Raw genomic sequence first — 17,577 nt, 5'->3', positions numbered from 1 at the left:
GCTATTGAGTACTTTTCAACGTTTATTTAAGCAAACCTTTGTCTATGGATTGGCTACCGTGTTACCACGAATGCTATCCTTCATACTAGTTCCTTTGTATACTGACATTTTACCTGCCGATGAGTATGGTAAGGTATCCTTCGTATTCGCATATATTGTGATGTTCAATGTACTGTTGGCGTATGGTATGGAGACTGCTTTTTTTAGGTTTTACAATAAGGTGTCAGACAAGCATCGGGTAACCGGTACTTCTGCAATTTCCATTGCTGTAAGTTCTGTGCTGTTGATCGTTTTAGCCTTTGTCTGTTTGGACGCACTATCCTATTGGCTCGAGATAAAAACCGAATATTTGAAACTGGTGTTGTGGATCCTTTTATTGGACGCACTGGTGATCATTCCTTTTGCCTGGTTGCGTGCTACAGGGCGATCTTTGCGTTACGCTTCTATCAAAATTTTGAATATTTTCATTAATCTTGGCCTCAATATATTGCTGCTTTTGTTTATTACAGATGTAGCTAAATCATTTCCATTTCTAAAAGTATTTGTTGTAGGAGATTTTGAGATCAACTATATATTTATTTCAAATCTTATTGCGAGTGCGGTGACCTTATTAGTATTACTTCCATTTTATGGTAAAATTAATTACAGTTTTGATACGGCACTTTGGAAAAAAATGATGCGCTACGCCTTGCCAATATTAGTGGCTGGTATTGCTTTTTCAGTTAACGAAACCTTTGATCGGGTTTTACTCAAATACCTACTTCCCAATGATGTTGCAGAATCTGCCATTGGTGTATATTCGGCTTGCTATAAACTAGCTTTGTTTATGACATTGTTTGCCACTGCATTTCGTTTGGGGATCGAGCCATTTTTCTTTAAGCATGCGACCCATCGGGATGCCCCTCAAACATTTGCTACCATTACCAAGTATTTTGTAGTACTGGGCTCGCTAATCATGTTGGGCGTTATTGTGTTTTTACCCATCTTAAAAGTTTTAATTGTCAGAGACCCGGAATACTGGGAAGCATTAAATGTAGTTCCTTTAATTCTCCTCGCGAATTTTTGCTTGGGAATTTATCATAATCTTTCCGTTTGGTATAAAATTACCGATAGAACCAAATTCGGAGCGTATATTTCTGTGGTTGGAGCTTTGCTTACGCTGGTAATTAATTTGGTGTTGATTCCGAGGTTAAGCTATATGGCCTCCGCTATCGCTACACTGGTAGCTTATAGTACGATGATGTTGCTATCCTACTATTTCGGCAAGAAATACTATCCAATTCCTTATGATAGCAAGCGCATATGTGGTTACATAGTATTATCAATAATTCTTTGTGTATTATCATTTTATGTGTTTGATAGTAATTACATGGTAGGCATCCCGTTTTTACTACTGTTTTTAGTAGTTTTGTATGCTTTCGAATTCAAAGAATTGAAGCAATTAATTAAAAATTAGTTCATGAAGATCAAAATAATAAATACCTCAGATAGTACCCTGCCGCATTATGAAACTCCGTCATCTGCCGGTATGGATTTGAGAGCTAGTATACAAGAGGAAATCACGCTTCAACCTTTAGAGCGCACCATTGTAAAAACAGGATTGTTTATAGAGCTTCCTCATGGTTATGAAGCTCAAGTGCGACCTCGTAGCGGTTTGGCAGCAAAGCACGGTATAACAGTGCTTAATGCTCCTGGAACTGTGGATGCAGATTATCGTGGAGAAATCGGAGTGATTTTAGTAAACCTTTCTAATGATCCATATACGATTTCACGAGGAGAGCGCGTTGCACAACTAGTCATTGCAAAACATGAACGTGCCGATTGGTCTGAAGTCGAAGAATTGTCAAATAGTGAGCGTGGTTCTGGTGGCTTTGGAAGTACAGGAAAACAATAATTGAATATATAAAATCTAATTTTTAAAAATAAAAGTAACACATGAAAATCATCGTACCCATGGCAGGACGAGGCTCTAGATTACGTCCTCATACCCTAACAGTTCCAAAACCTTTAATTCCCGTTGCCGGAAAACCAATAGTACACCGTTTGGTGTCTGATATTGCAAAAGTATTAGGAGAACCAATCGAAGAGATCGCATTTGTTTTGGGAGACCCCGCTTTTTTTGGGCAGGATGTAGAGGAAAGCTTAACAGCGCTGGCTGAAGGTCTGGGAGCAAAAGCGTCAATCTACAGACAAGATCAGCCTTTGGGTACAGGTCATGCTATCATGTGTGCCAAAGAATCCTTATCGGGACCGGCTGTAATCGCCTATGCTGACACATTGATCCGGGCAGACTTTAATCTGGATAAGTCCGCAGATTCTGTTATATGGGTAAAACAGGTAGATCAACCTGAAGCATATGGCGTGGTCAAACTAAATGAGGCTGATGAAATTGTTGAGCTGGTTGAAAAACCTGAAACCTTTGTCTCAGATTTAGCCGTTATCGGAATTTATTACTTCAAGGATGTAGCAGTTCTCAAAAACGAATTGCAGTACGTGTTAGACCACAACATAATCAACGGAGGCGAGTATCAGATTAATGACGGCATCAAACGTATGATGAGCTCTGGCAAGAAATTTGTAACAGGACAAGTAGACGAGTGGATGGACTGTGGAAATAAGACTGTAACGGTAGAGACGAATACTCGCATGTTAGGTTTTTTACAAAATGACGGCGAGCATCTAGTGAGTACTACTATCAAAAAAGAGAATTCAACGATTATTGAGCCGTGTTTTATTGGCGAAAATGTAAGCTTAAAAAATGCTACTATTGGTCCAAACGTAAGTATTGGAGATGGGTGTGTGATACATGACTCTATAATTAAAAATAGTTTGATTCAAACAGAAACTCATATTAAAAATGCTACCTTAGACGAAGCGATGATAGGTAATAAGGTCAGTTTTGACGGAAAATTCACCAAAATTAGTGTTGGAGATTATTCTGTTTTAGAATAATTGAAAGGAAGCATACGTTAGATACATACATGATTACTATAATTAAATACATTTTGTTTACTGTCCCATTTATGGGAAGTATATATATCCCTGTTGCAGCACAAGAAATTGAACCGCAACAGGAGGTGAATGTTGATGATTTAGGTAATGTGTCTGATGAGTTTCAGGAACTTTTTTTTGAAGCTTTGACGAAAAAAGGTATTGAGAATTATGAAAAGGCGATCGATGCCTTAGAAAAGTGTATTGCAATAGATCCAAAGGTAGAGGTGCTGTATTTTGAACTGGGTAAGAACTACCTTGCTTTGAAACAATACGAATTAGCAAAGGTAAACTTTGAAAAAGCACTTGAGGATAATCCAAATAATCGATTTATTTTAGAGCAGTTATTCGAGGTGCATTTTGCATTGCATGATTATAAAGCTTCTATCGAAGTTGTAAGTCAGCTGGTTGGCTTTGATACCATGTATAGAGAGCAGTTGGTCAATTTGTATTTTTTGGATCAACGATATGATGACGCTCTGCAAACCTTAGATGAGGTCGTTGCAGAGTATGGCGAAGATCAGTATCGCAGAACCCTACGTAAGCGGATCACGTTAAAACTTGATAATCCGACTACCCAAATTGCGCGTTTAGAAAATAAAATTAAGGCAGCGCCCAAAAATGAACAACCTTATGTAAACTTGATTTATTTATATAGTCAAACGAATCAAAACAGGAAAGCTTTTGAGGTAGCCAAAGCCCTGTTGGCGCAAATCCCAACATCCGAAGTTGCTCATTTAGCATTGTACAAATTCTATCTAGATGATAATCAAACGGATTTGGCTGTAGCTTCGATGAAAATTGCACTACAAAGTAGTACGATGGATAGCGATTCCAAATATAAAGTACTCAATGATTTTATAATTTTTGTAGGACGTAATCCCCAATTTGAGAAGCAACTTATTGAAGTAACTGAAGCATTTTCAAAAACAGACAGTTCCGGCAAAATTTTTAATGATATTGGGAATTTTTATTATGAGAAAGGGGAGAGGGAACTGGCACTTAATTATTATGAACGTGGACTCAAAGATGCAGTCAATGATATAGGTCTTATACAACGAACCCTAGAGCTTCAAATAGAACTAAAGAGATTTGAAAAAGCAAAATTCGGCAGCGAATTGGCCTTAGAATTGTATCCTACACAGCCAATAATTTATCTACTCAATGCACAAGCCTTAATAGCGTTAAAAGCATATGATGAAGCTATAGAAACCTTAGAGACAGGATTGGATTATATTCTGGATAACGTAGTAATTGAATCTCAATTCTATACCATGATGAGTAAAGCATATCAAGCACTGGGTGATGCTAGTAAAGCAAAAGAGTTCGAGCAAAAAGCAACACAACTTCAAAATAAATCGTAAGTACACCATGATTCGATTCTTTATATGTTTAACTGCTATTTTAATTACCGCAAGTTCGTGTAAAAGCACGGCTGGTGCCGATGGAGCTATCACTAAACGGCTGAAATCAAAAAAAGTAATAAGTAATCATTATAATCAGGCATTTAATTTTAACACCTTACATGCAAGGGTTAAAGTGAATTATAAAGACGAAAAACAATCTGTGCGTCCTAATGTTACACTCCGCATGGAGCGGGACAAAACAATTTGGTTATCGGCAAAAATGTTGGGAATAACCTTGGCGAAGGTTATGATTACTCCGAATAGGGTGCGATATTATGAGAAAATTAATAACACCTATTTTGACGGAGACTTTAAGATGCTCAGTAAATGGTTAGGAACAGATTTAGACTATAACAAAGTTCAACAACTTTTGTTAGGGCAATCACTTTTTGATTTGAAAAAGGAGCATTTTGAAGTAGCTATTGTCGACCAGGGATATCAGTTAAAGCCCAAAGAGGATTTAGAATTGTTTAATCGCTTATTCTTAATAGCGCCTCAAAACTTTAAAATGAAGTTACAGTTACTTGCACAACCAGTAGAAAAGCGAGCGCTAAGTGTTTTATACGAGACGTATCAAAAAGTGGGAAATCAAGATTTTCCAAAAGAGATTGTAATTAAAGCTACACAGGATCAAGAACAAACATTAATCAAATTAGACTATCGTTCTGTAGACTTTAATCCAAAAGTTAGTTTTCCCTTTTTCATACCCAAGGGATATGAAGAAATTACAGTAGAATGAAAGGTAACAACAATATACTTTTACTGGTACTGCTTATATGTTGTGGCATAAGCTTCTCACAGTCGTCACGGCAGCAACAATTAGAGGAGCAACGTCAACAATTGCGTCAGGAAATTGAGCAGATGAAAAAGCTGCGGACAGACACTAAGCTAAAGGAACGATCGTTATTGGATGAGGTGGAAGCCATCAATGCGCAAATAAGCACTAGAGAAAACCTTATTCGTATCACTAATCAACAGGCAAATCTCTTGACACGTGAGATTAATGTAAATTTTAAAAAACTCGATGCTTTTCGGAAGGAGCTACAACATCTTAAAGAGGATTATGCAAAGATGATTGCCAAATCATATAAAAGCAATTCCCGTCAAAGCCGTATCATGTTTCTATTGTCTTCTTCCAATTTTATGCAAGCCTACAAGCGTTTGCAATATATGAAACAGTACAATAAGCACCGTAAAGAACAAGCAGATAATATTGTAAAACAAACAGAAGAACTCAAGATTCTTAATACGGATCTAGCAAATCAAAAAAAATCTAAGGAGCTCTTAGTTGTACAAAATCGAAAAGAACAAGAGAAGCTACTTAGCGAGAAGAAACAACAACAAGAACTCATGGCGACTATTCGTAAGAAGTCCGGAGTCTATTCCAAGCAAATTAAAAAGAAAGAACGACAGGCGAGTGCTATTGATAAGGCTATAGAAAAACTGATTAGAGAAGCGATAGCAAAAGCTAATAAAAAGGCAGGTAAAAAAGTAACAAATAAAGGTTCGGCAACTACTTTTGCGCTTACCGCAGAGGCTAAATTAGTGGCAGATAATTTTACAGCTAACAAGGGTAAGTTGCCTTGGCCGGTAGGTACGGGGAGAGTTACTAAGAAATTCGGACCACAGCCGCATCCAACACTTCCTAATATTAAAATTAATAGTAGCGGAGTAGAACTTGAAACGCGGGCAGGAGAGCGGGCAAGAGCCATTTTTGAAGGCGAAGTAATTGCGATACAGAAGTTGAGAGGTGCAGGCAGATTAGTGCAAATTCGTCATGGTAATTTTATTACCACTTATTATAATATTGAGAATATTACAGTAAAAGAAGGGGATCAGGTGCGTACAAAGCAAGAAATAGGAGAGGTGCGGGTGAATCCTGCCACCGGTAGAGCGATCATGAAATTCTTAATCTATCAAAATGCCAAACGTCTTAATCCACAACATTGGATTTATAGAATGTAATGATGTTAACACCAGAAATAAAAGAAATACAAGAAAAACGGCTATTGGGACGCTTATTACTTACAACACCGGGAGCTCCCGAGGTTGAGATGCATTGGAAAACCTTTGTATCTGATATAATTCAACATCTTGGCATAAAGCCATCAGAGTTTTATGCGGTGCATGAGTACGATGCTGAGTTCTCTGAGACGGGAGTTTATAAAACCTGGGCTACGATACTTGATGATGTAAAGTATAGCAAATTAAAAGATGTTAGTGAGGTAGTAATTGAAAAAGGACTCTATGCAATATTTACGCATCATGGTCCGATAAAAACATTCCATAGAACGCTCAATTACATCCATAATGATTGGTTACCATACTCAGGGTATGGTATTGATCAAAGAAGGCATTTTGATTATATGGGTCCAAAATACTTGGGGCCTGAGAATCCGCTGTCCGAAGAACAGATATACGTACCGATTAAAAAAATTACTCCTCAATAGAGCGGATTGAAATAAAACTAAACAAACAGTGCTTTAAGTTCGGTGGCATCGTGGGGTTTCATTTTGCCGGCCAGTACGAGACTTAATTGTTTTCTTCTTAAGGCAGCATCAAAACGTTGTTTCTCAAGTTCAGTTTCTGGTTGTACAGGAGGCACAGGCACAGGCATACCACTTTCATTTACGGCCACAAAAGTATATATAGCTTCGTTAGCCTTACTTTTATCTCCACTTTGACGGTCTTCTACCCAAACATCAATAATAACCTCCATAGAGCTTTTAAAAGCACGAGATACTTTAGCTTCTACAGTCACCACACTCCCTAAGGGAATACTTTTATTAAACGCTACATGATTTACAGAGGCTGTTACAACCAATCTTCTGGAGTGTCTACCTGCAGCGATTCCTGCTGCACGATCCATACGTGCCAAAAGTTCACCTCCAAAAAGATTATTTAATCCATTCGTTTCTCCCGGTAAAACAAGATCGGTTAATACAGTAAGTGATTCTGATGGGTGTCTGGCTTCCATAATGAGTGTTTAATTTTGAGCAAAGATACTCAGCAAACTTTGAATATGTCCAATTCAGTCAAAGTTTCGTAGTGCAACAATCCAAGGCAGAGATTACTATAAATACATTAAACAGGATGGTTTATTGCTAAGTATTCTACTTTATAAATATGAAGATTGTATATGTAATAAGAAACCGAGATATTTAATGAGAAATTCATTAAATGCTGATTACCATAAAATTATGAATTATTTAAGAAAAAATACTGATTACATGGGTTGAACAAGTAACCAAGCACGACGATCTTGCTTGTATTTGATCTTTTGCAAAGCTTGTAACGCCTCCATTCGATTCGAATAACTGCTATACACTACCTGATGTAAGCCATATTTATTCTTCCCAATAAGTCTTGGTTCAAAACCTTTAGCTTTAAGACGTCTCATTTTCTTCTTAGCATTCGCTTCGATTCTAAACGCTCCGGCAACGATATGATATTTGCCATATAGTGCAGACGCTTCAGTAATGTCTTCATGTTCTTTGGCAATATTCAATGTTATAGCTGGCAGGGGACTTGAGATCTCAAAAGTAGCCTCTTGGATCATATTATTGATATCCTTTGCTGCCTCCTGACGTTGCGTATAGTTATAAGCTTCTACAGAACTGTTGTGATAGGAAAGCCCCAGATATCCTGTTAAACCAAAGAGACCTACAATGATTGCTGCAGTTGCCGCATAATTAAGATAGGTACGTTGCGCACGTTTTTCAGGTGTAAAAGCAATGGGTGCTTTGGCCTCAATAAGTTCGGTTTCTTGTTTGTATACTTCGCGTGAAACTTCAACGTTTCTTTGGATTTGTGGTGAAATAAAAGTAGGTAAGCCAAAAGCTTCGGTAAGATAATTTTCTTCAGTAGCCGGCTCAAACTGTAAAGTGTTTTCAACAGAACGAAACATGTGTCCGATCGCATTGAGAGTTACACGCTTACCTTGATTTAATTCTAAATTTAATGATGCAACAAATCGCTGAATAGCAGCAACTGCATCTATGTATGAAATATTTTCGGCCGATGCGATATAGTTAGCTAAAAGCCCATCATTATTTTGTAACTGACTATTAAAGGAAATGGTTTTCTTAGGAGGTAGAAACGTATTCGAAGCACTCAATATTCTTGCTGATTCACGACGTGTTAAAAAGGCTCCGAATCCCGGAATTATTACACATTCGTATCGATATAATAATTCACTAATGTACTTTGAAGTATTCATTTCCCCGTTATAAATTATAGAATCAACAGTAATAGATGCTGCGATTGATTTGTGTTACTACGTTATATACTGTCGATCATCATTTTTCATAAAATCGACGTACTCAAAGGTAAATAAAATTGTGAGTTGTTAAAAAGTAGAGGATAAAATTTTATCAACAGATTTATATTTTTTGTTACTTGTACTGACTTAGACCAACTTACATGAATGACACAGAAAAATTAGCACTGCTAACGCTAAAAAAGATCCCCAATTTGGGGGATAGCTCTATCAAAAAACTGATCAGAACCGTTGGTTCTGCCGATACTGTTCTTAAATCCAAACCCTCAAATCTTTTAAAAATTGACGGTATTGGACGTGTCAAAATTAAAGAACTGCATAATACAGAACATCAACATGTAGCAGAAGCCGAATTACGATTTGTTGAAGAAAATAATCTTCAATTTTTAACGTATCAGGATCAAGACTATCCGGATAAATTAAAACATTGCCTGGATGGTCCAGTAATTTTGTTTGGCAGGGGGGCTATTGATTTGAAATCAAAAAAAATACTTAGTATTGTGGGAACGCGAAAGGTGACAAAGTATGGGGTTTCCTTTTGTGAAGAGTTAATTGAAGCTATAGCACCCTTAAATCCAGTAATCATATCTGGTTTTGCCTATGGCGTTGACATAACAGCACAACGCGCAGCTATAAAGCACGGCTTACAAACCGTGGGATGTCTGGCACATGGATTAAATCAAATGTATCCAAAAACACATGCAAAATATATCGAACAGGTAGAGGCTAATGGCGGTTTTTTCACTGATTTTTGGAGTACAGATGTTTTTGATCGGAATAATTTTTTAAGTCGCAATAGAATTATTGCCGGAATAAGCGAAGCTACCATAGTCATTGAGAGTGCGGATAAAGGAGGGTCTTTGGTAACCGCAGAAATTGCTAATTCTTATAATAGAGAGGTTTTTGCTGTTCCGGGAAGAACTACAGATGCATTAAGTCGTGGGTGTAATACGTTGATAAAAACACAACGGGCACACATGCTTACTTCACCGGCGGATTTACTATATATGCTAAACTGGGAGGCTAAAGAGGAAAACACCGCGGTGATACAAAAAGAGCTATTTGTCACCTTAGAGGGCGATGAAGAGCGCATTTATAATTTCTTGACTGCCCATGGCAAAACGGTTCTTGATAGTATTGCTTTGCAATGTAGTATACCGACCTATAAACTAGCCTCGCATTTACTATCCATGGAGCTAAAGGGGGTGGTTAAGCCATTACCGGGTAAATTGTTTGAAGCAGTATAATTTTCATTTGTATTTGAAAAAACAATCACAAATATTTACTGAACAAATAGAAGTTAGCCAAATAGATGCTGCGAGAGAATTATTACAATAATCCGGCAACAACTTTTAGTCGTAAAATCTTTTTAACAGATGCCTCAACCTGAGCTTTGTACTCTGGATCCTTTTTAACTTCGTTTAGAATGGCCAGAATCGTTTTTTCCTCATCCTGTGGCATAAGAATCAAATCGCAACCCGCTTTTGAAGCTAGTAAAGGGGCGTTGTCCAAAATGGTTACTGCTTTCATGATATTTAAAGCATCTGAAATAACGATACCTTTGAAACCCATTTCCTCTTTTAGCAAGCTGGTCACAATTTTACGGGAACAACTTGCCGGCAAACCGTTGGTATCATAAGATTCGTTATTCTTTATGGTAATGTGGGCAACCATTATAGAGAGTACCCCATCGGCTATGATTTTTTCGTAATTAGCTACCTCTTGTAAAGGGCCGTCGATATAAACACTTTGTTTATGAGTATCCCCGGAAACTAATCCATGACCTGGAAAATGCTTAGCAGTGGCAATAATACCACCATCCTGTGTTTTTTGTATAAATCTGTTGGCTAAAGCTATAACCTGTTCTTTGTCGCTTCCATAACTTCTTGATTTTATAGCCTCATTTGAAGTACTCACATCCAAAACAGGTGCATAGTTGTGATGCACACCAATCGCATTTAATTCTTCGTTAATGGCGGCTACTACTTGATCGGACTGGGCTTCAGTTTTGATATTTACTGTCTTACCCACATCCTTTGCACCTTTAATTCGGCTGCTTAGTAAGCTGGGTTCGGCATCCATACTATAAAGAAGTGCCGGAGTAGCATTCGCTTTAGCGATCTTATTCAAAGTCTGAATGTGTTGGGTATGATTTGCCTTGGTTCCTTTTAAAAAAACGACCCCTCCAATAGCTCCCTTTTTTGCTAGCTCATTCACCACAGCCTCGGGTTTGCCTAATTCTCCGGCAGATGTGATGATCATTTGTGCAATGCGTTGTTCTTCAGAAAGAGCATTATAAATTGTTAACACTTTTTGCTCTAGTTCTGTAGAATTCCCATAAAAATCACTCAGAGTATAGGGTGTCGATTGCGAATGGCTAAAATAAATGCTCGTAAGAAAAAGGAATAGCGTACTAAGTAATTTCATGTGTAATTTTTTTAGAAAATAGTTACTGCAATTGTTATACCATTTATAGAGCAATCGGTGCATTAGATAGTTGACCCCATTCTGTCCAGGAACCATCATAAACTGAAGCATTCTGATAGCCGCTCTGCTCAAAGGCAAATTTAAGAATACAAGCAGTAATTCCCGAGCCACAAGTGAATATGAGGTGCTTGTTGTTCAAATTTAGAGTATTAAGCACGGATTTGAGTGATACCTGATCAATAAATTTACCGTTTTTCAAAAGTTCGGTGTAAGGAATATTTATAGATCCAGGGATATGACCTGCTTTTAAATCTGCTCTTGGTTCTGGTTCGGTACCCGTAAAACGACCATGAGAACGTGCATCGATGATAAGTTTGTGAGGACCATTAATTGCATTTAGAACCTCCTCTGCATTAACGACGAGCTCCGGTCGAAAACGCGCTTTGAAAGAACCTTGCTCTTTGTTGGTAATCTGATACTGATTGGTTGTGCGCCGACCTGCCTGTAGCCAAGCGGGCAGACCCCCGTCCAATATGGCCACATTATCAAATCCCATAATTTTAAAAAGGAACCAAGCTCTGGGACTTGAATAGATACCTTTAGTATCATATATCACAACTTTACTGCTTTTAGAAATACCCAAAGCTCGACAGGCTTTTTCAAAATTACGAGGCAAAGGCACCATGTTAGGCAGGGATACGGATTGATCAGAAAAAACTTTTTTTAAATCAAAGAATTGAGCTTTTGGTAGGATCGCATAATTCTTATTGCTGTTTTCCTGATCCATCACATTTTTGATACTTGCGTCCAAAAGAATTAGGTGCGGGTCATCCAAATGTTGAGACAACCATACATCATCTACAAGTTCGGGAATGTTTTGAGTTGACGACATACTCTGTAAAATTAGTTAGTCCAGTCGATCTGCTAATTTTTTAAAGATCTTTTTGGGCTCTTTATGATCATATAGTATCGCATATACAGCATCGATGATAGGAGTTTTGGCTCCTTTATCTGTATTTATTACGTAAGCGCTTTTTGTAGCGTAGTAACCTTCAGCAACCATGCTCATTTCCATTTGTGCGCTTTTTACCGTATATCCTTTACCAATCATATTCCCAAACATTCTATTGCGTGAAAAGACAGAGTAACCGGTTACTAAAAGATCTCCCAAATAGGCGGAGTTATTAATGTTACGCTTCATATTATGCACCTTTTTGATAAAACGCTTCATCTCACGAATGGCATTACTCATCAAGACACTTTGAAAGTTATCCCCGTATCCTAGACCATGAGCAATTCCTGCAGCAATCGCATAAATATTCTTAAGCATCGCGGCATATTCGGTACCAATAATATCATCACTAATTTTACAACTTATGTACTCACTGCTTAAATGTGCAGCAACCACTTTAGCCTTTTCTGCATCATTACATGCAATAGTCAGATAAGATAGGCGCTCTAATGCGACCTCTTCGGCGTGACAAGGACCAGTAATTACCCCAATATTATCAAGAGGGATGTCATAAATTTCATTAAAATATTCACCTACGATCAGGCCGGTTTCCGGAACGATACCTTTAATAGCTGAAAAGATAATTTTATTTTCAAGAGATACATTTAGTTTTTTTAATTCCGTATGCAAAAAAGCTGATGGGATTGCAAAAATTACATAATCAGCTTCTTCGACAGCTTCATTAATATTATCAGTAAGTTTAAGCTGCTCATTTTTAAATTCAACCGAACTTAAGTAGCTTGGATTATGTTGTTGTCGTTTTAAATGTTCGATTGCGTAGACGCTACGCATATACCATCCTACAACTTCAACATTTTCCGTTAACATTTTGACAATAGCTGTAGCCCAACTACCCCCACCTATGACTGCAAATTTTGGTTTATCTTTCAATGGATTTTCTTTTTTCTTTTCTGGATTTCAAACCTAATGAATAAACTTTAGATCGAAATCTATTATAACGCCAAAAATAAACAAAATAGAAATTAAATTAAACCTTTGATTAACAAAGTGTTAAAAGTTTGGCATATCTTTTGGTTCTCCTTTGCTATAATTTAAAATATAAGCTTATGAGACCATTACTATTACTTTTTGCTGGAATATCTGGCCTCTTTCTATTTAACGCATGTGTTGCTGAGGTAGTCGTTGAAGAAAACTATATCGAAGAGCCGCAACCTGTTTTTAATCTGGATGAATTTTTACAGTCTTATGAAATATGGTATGTAGATATCGAAAGAACCCAAGGAAAAGGGGAAGTGCCTTTTCTTCAAAAAGCGTTTACTGTTTCATTTAAAAACGGAACATTTTATGCCAATAATAATTTAGTTGGGATTGGAGACAATGGTGGAGGCTTCGGACTTGATGTAGGATTGTATGCCACATACCGTACCGAGGTGCAAATCGATCATGATCTGGACGGTGTGTATGATCTGGAAGTTATTCAGAAATCAGGAAATGAAATTGAGATTTATGATGCCGTTACCAACACCTCCTATTTTTTAGAAGGCTATCAACGAAGTACTTTTGACTATGAAAAAGTTTTCTATGATAATATTCATTATTTCTTGCATGAGTATAGCACTTGGGAAAAAGTTTTTACCAGTCAGTATGGGGCAATTAATGAATTTGACGAAGAGAATTATGTACAGTTCTTACCCTTTGGGTTGGGAGATAATTTTAGAAGTTCAAAAGATGCACCGGGGACACCTCGTAGTGAAATCTATTATGATTACGAGGGATACTATGAGGTCAATGATGTAGTAGATGATTTTTATCTGAAAACTTTAACACTGGATTACGATTATTTAGGCAATGAATTCTTTGAATTAACCGTTATCAATGATAACAAGATTCAATTATATCATCCCGCTTCGGGTACTGAGTATCGTTTTGTAGGAAGGGGATATGTTCAATTTAAAAATACTGAAGGCAAAAGTAAACTTCAGAATAATAAGAAAAGAATGAAAAAATCTGAGTTTCTTAAAAAGAGCTCCGTTTTATAAAAATTTTTGGTTGGTTATTTAGTTAGAAATCGCTCTGCAAACTTGTTTTGTAAGAGCGATTTCTTTTTTAATTTAAAGGGAGTTATCTCAACATTCTTTACTTTTTAAAATAATACGTTAATTCCTTAAAATTTAAATCTTCTTTATATTGAGAACCTCTCAAGAATATGTAATTTTATACAACCAAAAATCAAGATATGGCAATTCAAAAACCCTTTAATCTTAAACAGTGGATTGATGAAAACAGAGCACTGTTAAAACCTCCTGTAGGTAACAAAAATCTATATAAGGATGCAGGTGATTATATCGTAATGATTGTTGGAGGACCCAATGCACGTAAAGATTATCACTACAATGAAACCGAAGAACTTTTTTATCAGCTGGAAGGGACTATTGAAGTACATGTACAGGATGAAGGAGTAAAAAAGACAATGCAGTTAGGACCTGGAGATATGTACTTGCATCCCGCCGGAGTACCACATTCACCGGTACGTCACGAAAATTCTATAGGATTAGTGATCGAACGGAAGCGTTTGGACTTAGATGCCAAAGACGGCTTGCTTTGGTTTTGCGATATCTGTAATAATAAACTTCACGAAGTGTATTTTAAACTTACTGATATAGAGACAGATTTTTTAAAGCATTTTAAGCACTTCTATGAGAACGAGGAGCTGCGTACATGCAATAATTGCGGTAACGTCATGGCGGTGGACGAACGTTTTGTAGCACATCACTAACTATCAAATTTTATAAATTATGATCAGTTAAACATCAATTTGACAATTTATCAAGAACCTGTGATAAAAATAACTTAAAAACTGATTCAAAATCAGTCAGATTTTAAATTATGTTTTTAAGGACTTATATTTACATTTTACATAAAATCGCATAACATGACAATGATAGCAACAGACTTTGGAATTCAGGAAGCATTAAAGCAACTTGGAGTTTCAGCTACGAATAAAGGAACTTCTACAGGATCAGAATGGTTCGCATCGGGATCAGAATTCTCTTCAACCTCTCCGGTTGATGGTGAATTGATCGCAAAAGTAAGCGCGACCACAAAAGAGGATTATGAGCGTGTTATTACAAAGGCAAGCAGCGCTTTTAAAGAATGGCGCGTAATGCCTGCTCCCTTACGCGGAGAGATAGTGCGTCAGTTTGGAGAAGAATTACGTCGATTAAAAGAACCGTTAGGTAAACTGGTTTCTTATGAAATGGGAAAATCCTATCAAGAGGGATTGGGTGAAGTTCAGGAAATGATCGATATATGTGATTTTGCAGTAGGATTGTCAAGGCAGCTGCACGGACTCACTATGCATTCTGAGCGCCCTGGACATCGTATGTATGAGCAGTACCATCCTCTGGGAATCGTAGGTGTTATTTCTGCGTTTAATTTTCCTGTAGCAGTATGGGCATGGAATACCGCTTTGGCCTGGGTTTGCGGGGACGTGTGTGTTTGGAAACCAAGTGAAAAGACACCTTTATGTGGTGTGGCTTGTCAAAATATTATTGCCAAAGTTTTAAAAGACAATAACTTACCAGAAGGTATATCCAATTTGATTAATGGGGATTATCAGGTGGGAGAATTTATGACCACTGATAAAAGAGTGCCATTAATCTCGGCAACCGGATCAACGCGTATGGGTAAGATTGTAGCTGCCACCGTAGGACAGCGATTAGGAAAATCCTTGTTGGAGTTGGGGGGTAATAACGCAATAATTGTAACCCCTGATGCGGATATCAAGATGACCGTTATAGGTGCTGTGTTTGGGGCTGTGGGTACCGCCGGTCAACGTTGTACCTCTACACGTCGTTTGATTATACACGAATCTATCTACGATAAAGTAAAGAATGCTGTTGTGGATGCATACAAACAATTGCGTATAGGAAATCCACTGGACGAGAACAATCATGTAGGTCCGCTGATTGATAAAGATGCGGTTAAAGGGTATGAAAGTGCATTGACCAGAGTTATTGAAGAAGGTGGTAAGATTGTGGTTGAAGGAGGCGTGCTTTCTGGCGAAGGATATGAAAGTGGTTGCTATGTGAAACCAGCTATTGCTGAAGCCGAGAATTCTTTTGAAATCGTACAACACGAGACATTTGCACCTGTATTATATTTACTAAAGTATTCAGGTGATGTAGAAAACGCAATTGATGTGCAGAACGGAGTTGCACAAGGGTTATCCTCTGCAATCATGACCAATAATCTTAGAGAAGCCGAGCGTTTCCTGTCTCATACAGGATCTGATTGCGGAATAGCAAATGTGAATATCGGAACCTCAGGAGCTGAGATCGGTGGTGCATTTGGAGGTGAAAAAGATACCGGTGGCGGACGAGAATCCGGTTCTGATGCTTGGAAGGTATATATGAGAAGGCAAACCAATACCATAAATTATACAACCGAGTTACCGCTAGCGCAAGGTATCAAGTTCGACTTGTAATAATAAATGAGAGCCAGTAATGTCTGGAAAGTTTTAAAAAAACCTGTAAAGTCAAACTTTACAGGTTTTTTTTCTGAAAGTCTATTCCATATTTTTGATTTTATAAGATTGTAAAAACAAATTGAGTGTAATTTTTTCTACGTGCTCTATGGCAACAACTGTTGGTACACTACGTCTGTTGTCAGTTTTTATGCCGGGGATTGATCCACCAAAAAAACCTCGACCTTTTATTTGAAAGACGTTTGCTTTAGGGTTTTCAACTGTTTTTCTAATCTTTTTATTCTTTCTTGTTTTCTTTTTTCAGCAATTTCAAGGCTTTGTGTATGAGGTTTATAATTAACTTTATCCCTAAGAACGAAGTAGGCTGCTGTCAAGATTTTATGCCCTATGGCTACTGCTGCTTTTTTATTTCCTCTTCTGGCAGCGATTGCTTTATAGCAAGTAATGGATTGGTTTTTGATCGAGTAGCCGACCATGCAGCTTCGATTAAGGTAGTCTTTAAGTATTTGTTTCCCCTTGTTGTTCGGGAAGACATTTTCTTTCCTGCACTTTCATTGATACCAGGACAAACCCCTGCCCAAGATGCTAAATGTTTGTGGGTTTGAAAATGTTCCATAGTTACTCCGATTTCAGCGATAATCCCTGTAGCAATCTGTCTGGATACACCTGGAATGGATTCTAATCTTTCTACTTGCTGTATCATGCGATCAAGATATCTATCATCTGAGCTTCTAGGTGAGCTATTTGTTCATTAATATGGTTGATGATTGACAATGTTTTTCAGCGAAGTTTATTTTATTGCCCTAATGACCGCTTTTTTATTACGGTTTTACCGCAATTAACATTTCGTTAAGTGCTAATACAATAGTAGTTTAATAAGAAAAATATCCAGTTTCGTAAGAGTTATAGTCAATAATTATAGTGTATAATTTTGATTATCAGTGTTTTGATTAAGACCAAGTGCAGTTCATATATAAAATGAAGTGAAGAAGTTTATCGTTGCTTTTAATTCAAT

At 37.4% G+C, this 17,577-nt stretch carries 17 protein-coding genes; 11 read left to right on the top strand and 6 right to left on the bottom strand.

Translation table 11 applies throughout. The annotated features are described in order from the left end of the window. The first annotated feature begins 4 nt into the window (after nucleotides 1-4). The 7 genes from BD809_RS05300 to BD809_RS05270 all read left to right on the top strand — a co-directional run bounded on the left by BD809_RS05300 (nucleotide 5) and on the right by BD809_RS05270 (nucleotide 6,847). A complete protein-coding gene (locus BD809_RS05300) occupies nucleotides 5-1,456 on the top strand; it encodes a lipopolysaccharide biosynthesis protein (protein WP_148781898.1) in 1,452 nt (483 codons plus the stop codon). A gap of 3 nt (nucleotides 1,457-1,459) precedes the next feature. Then, nucleotides 1,460-1,894 carry a dUTP diphosphatase gene (gene dut / locus BD809_RS05295; protein WP_148781897.1) on the top strand — a complete coding sequence of 145 codons (435 nt, stop codon included), beginning with the start codon at nucleotides 1,460-1,462 and terminating at the stop codon, nucleotides 1,892-1,894. Between the two features lie 41 nt (nucleotides 1,895-1,935). Then, nucleotides 1,936-2,952: a sugar phosphate nucleotidyltransferase gene (locus BD809_RS05290; protein WP_148781896.1), complete on the top strand. Its 1,017-nt coding sequence runs from the start codon at nucleotides 1,936-1,938 to the stop codon at nucleotides 2,950-2,952. 71 nt (nucleotides 2,953-3,023) lie between these two features. Further along, on the top strand, nucleotides 3,024-4,355 hold the full coding sequence (locus BD809_RS05285; protein WP_170251757.1) for a tetratricopeptide repeat protein: 1,332 nt from the start codon (nucleotides 3,024-3,026) through the stop codon (nucleotides 4,353-4,355). A 7-nt stretch (nucleotides 4,356-4,362) separates the two neighbouring features. Beyond that, the gene (locus BD809_RS05280; protein WP_170251755.1) at nucleotides 4,363-5,136 is read left to right on the top strand and encodes a DUF4292 domain-containing protein; all 774 of its coding nucleotides are present in this window, start codon (nucleotides 4,363-4,365) and stop codon (nucleotides 5,134-5,136) included. Further along, nucleotides 5,133-6,362, top strand: coding sequence for a murein hydrolase activator EnvC family protein (locus BD809_RS05275; protein WP_148781893.1), 1,230 nt, complete (start codon nucleotides 5,133-5,135; stop codon nucleotides 6,360-6,362). Before BD809_RS05280 ends, BD809_RS05275 begins: the two co-directional genes overlap by 4 nt. Continuing rightward, complete coding sequence (locus tag BD809_RS05270; protein ID WP_148781892.1) at nucleotides 6,362-6,847, top strand: GyrI-like domain-containing protein; 486 nt, start codon at nucleotides 6,362-6,364, stop codon at nucleotides 6,845-6,847. The genes BD809_RS05275 and BD809_RS05270 overlap by 1 nt, the downstream gene beginning before the upstream one ends. Before the next feature lie 17 nt (nucleotides 6,848-6,864). On the opposite strand, the gene BD809_RS05265 is transcribed toward BD809_RS05270, so the two are convergent. Both BD809_RS05265 and BD809_RS05260 read right to left on the bottom strand, forming a co-directional pair. Next, nucleotides 6,865-7,374 carry an acyl-CoA thioesterase gene (locus BD809_RS05265; RefSeq protein WP_148781891.1) on the bottom strand — a complete coding sequence of 170 codons (510 nt, stop codon included), beginning with the start codon at nucleotides 7,372-7,374 and terminating at the stop codon, nucleotides 6,865-6,867. A 249-nt stretch (nucleotides 7,375-7,623) separates the two neighbouring features. Continuing rightward, a complete protein-coding gene (locus BD809_RS05260; protein ID WP_148781890.1) occupies nucleotides 7,624-8,616 on the bottom strand; it encodes an HU domain-containing protein in 993 nt (330 codons plus the stop codon). A gap of 203 nt (nucleotides 8,617-8,819) precedes the next feature. Between BD809_RS05260 and dprA the strand changes: the two genes are divergently transcribed. Further along, nucleotides 8,820-9,923: a DNA-processing protein DprA gene (dprA, locus tag BD809_RS05255; protein ID WP_148781889.1), complete on the top strand. Its 1,104-nt coding sequence runs from the start codon at nucleotides 8,820-8,822 to the stop codon at nucleotides 9,921-9,923. Nucleotides 9,924-10,005: 82 nt separating this feature from the next. Here dprA and BD809_RS05250 read toward each other — a convergent pair whose 3' ends face one another. Genes BD809_RS05250 through BD809_RS05240 form a run of 3 tightly spaced genes read right to left on the bottom strand, consistent with a single transcriptional unit; the run spans nucleotide 10,006 to nucleotide 13,006 of the window. Continuing rightward, on the bottom strand, nucleotides 10,006-11,103 hold the full coding sequence (locus BD809_RS05250) for a glycoside hydrolase family 3 N-terminal domain-containing protein (RefSeq protein ID WP_170251753.1): 1,098 nt from the start codon (nucleotides 11,101-11,103) through the stop codon (nucleotides 10,006-10,008). Between the two features lie 43 nt (nucleotides 11,104-11,146). Continuing rightward, complete coding sequence (locus BD809_RS05245; RefSeq protein WP_148781887.1) at nucleotides 11,147-11,995, bottom strand: sulfurtransferase; 849 nt, start codon at nucleotides 11,993-11,995, stop codon at nucleotides 11,147-11,149. Between the two features lie 15 nt (nucleotides 11,996-12,010). Continuing rightward, a complete protein-coding gene (locus BD809_RS05240; RefSeq protein ID WP_148781886.1) occupies nucleotides 12,011-13,006 on the bottom strand; it encodes an NAD(P)H-dependent glycerol-3-phosphate dehydrogenase in 996 nt (331 codons plus the stop codon). Between the two features lie 176 nt (nucleotides 13,007-13,182). Here BD809_RS05240 and BD809_RS05235 point away from each other — a divergent pair, with 176 nt between their 5' ends. From BD809_RS05235 to amaB, 3 genes are all read left to right on the top strand, one after another. Then, nucleotides 13,183-14,115, top strand: a complete 933-nt coding sequence (locus BD809_RS05235) for a nicotinic acid mononucleotide adenyltransferase (RefSeq protein ID WP_148781885.1) — start codon at nucleotides 13,183-13,185, stop codon at nucleotides 14,113-14,115. A 197-nt stretch (nucleotides 14,116-14,312) separates the two neighbouring features. Further along, nucleotides 14,313-14,852, top strand: a complete 540-nt coding sequence (locus BD809_RS05230) for a 3-hydroxyanthranilate 3,4-dioxygenase (protein ID WP_148781884.1) — start codon at nucleotides 14,313-14,315, stop codon at nucleotides 14,850-14,852. Between the two features lie 156 nt (nucleotides 14,853-15,008). Further along, the gene (gene amaB, locus BD809_RS05225; RefSeq protein ID WP_148781883.1) at nucleotides 15,009-16,562 is read left to right on the top strand and encodes an L-piperidine-6-carboxylate dehydrogenase; all 1,554 of its coding nucleotides are present in this window, start codon (nucleotides 15,009-15,011) and stop codon (nucleotides 16,560-16,562) included. Nucleotides 16,563-16,953: 391 nt separating this feature from the next. Here amaB and BD809_RS05220 read toward each other — a convergent pair whose 3' ends face one another. Continuing rightward, a complete protein-coding gene (locus BD809_RS05220; RefSeq protein ID WP_148781882.1) occupies nucleotides 16,954-17,265 on the bottom strand; it encodes a transposase in 312 nt (103 codons plus the stop codon). Nucleotides 17,266-17,577: the final 312 nt, after the last annotated feature.

The organism is Aquimarina intermedia, assembly GCF_008124785.1.
In the GTDB taxonomy this organism is placed as follows: Bacteria; Bacteroidota; Bacteroidia; order Flavobacteriales; family Flavobacteriaceae; genus Aquimarina; species Aquimarina intermedia.
This window is presented reverse-complemented; position numbering and strand designations above follow the sequence as displayed.

Excerpts from the sequence above, each read along its gene's own strand:
- dut (WP_148781897.1), top strand. The coding sequence starts at position 1,460 with ATGAAGATCAAAATAATAAATACCTCAGATAGTACCCTGCCGCATTAT.
- BD809_RS05290 (WP_148781896.1), top strand. The coding sequence starts at position 1,936 with ATGAAAATCATCGTACCCATGGCAGGACGAGGCTCTAGATTACGTCCT.
- BD809_RS05285 (WP_170251757.1), top strand. The coding sequence starts at position 3,024 with ATGGGAAGTATATATATCCCTGTTGCAGCACAAGAAATTGAACCGCAA.
- BD809_RS05280 (WP_170251755.1), top strand. The coding sequence starts at position 4,363 with ATGATTCGATTCTTTATATGTTTAACTGCTATTTTAATTACCGCAAGT.
- BD809_RS05275 (WP_148781893.1), top strand. The coding sequence starts at position 5,133 with ATGAAAGGTAACAACAATATACTTTTACTGGTACTGCTTATATGTTGT.
- BD809_RS05270 (WP_148781892.1), top strand. The coding sequence starts at position 6,362 with ATGATGTTAACACCAGAAATAAAAGAAATACAAGAAAAACGGCTATTG.
- BD809_RS05265 (WP_148781891.1), bottom strand. The coding sequence starts at position 7,374 with ATGGAAGCCAGACACCCATCAGAATCACTTACTGTATTAACCGATCTT.
- BD809_RS05260 (WP_148781890.1), bottom strand. The coding sequence starts at position 8,616 with ATGAATACTTCAAAGTACATTAGTGAATTATTATATCGATACGAATGT.
- dprA (WP_148781889.1), top strand. The coding sequence starts at position 8,820 with ATGAATGACACAGAAAAATTAGCACTGCTAACGCTAAAAAAGATCCCC.
- BD809_RS05250 (WP_170251753.1), bottom strand. The coding sequence starts at position 11,103 with ATGAAATTACTTAGTACGCTATTCCTTTTTCTTACGAGCATTTATTTT.
- BD809_RS05245 (WP_148781887.1), bottom strand. The coding sequence starts at position 11,995 with ATGTCGTCAACTCAAAACATTCCCGAACTTGTAGATGATGTATGGTTG.
- BD809_RS05235 (WP_148781885.1), top strand. The coding sequence starts at position 13,183 with ATGAGACCATTACTATTACTTTTTGCTGGAATATCTGGCCTCTTTCTA.
- BD809_RS05230 (WP_148781884.1), top strand. The coding sequence starts at position 14,313 with ATGGCAATTCAAAAACCCTTTAATCTTAAACAGTGGATTGATGAAAAC.
- amaB (WP_148781883.1), top strand. The coding sequence starts at position 15,009 with ATGACAATGATAGCAACAGACTTTGGAATTCAGGAAGCATTAAAGCAA.
- BD809_RS05220 (WP_148781882.1), bottom strand. The coding sequence starts at position 17,265 with ATGATACAGCAAGTAGAAAGATTAGAATCCATTCCAGGTGTATCCAGA.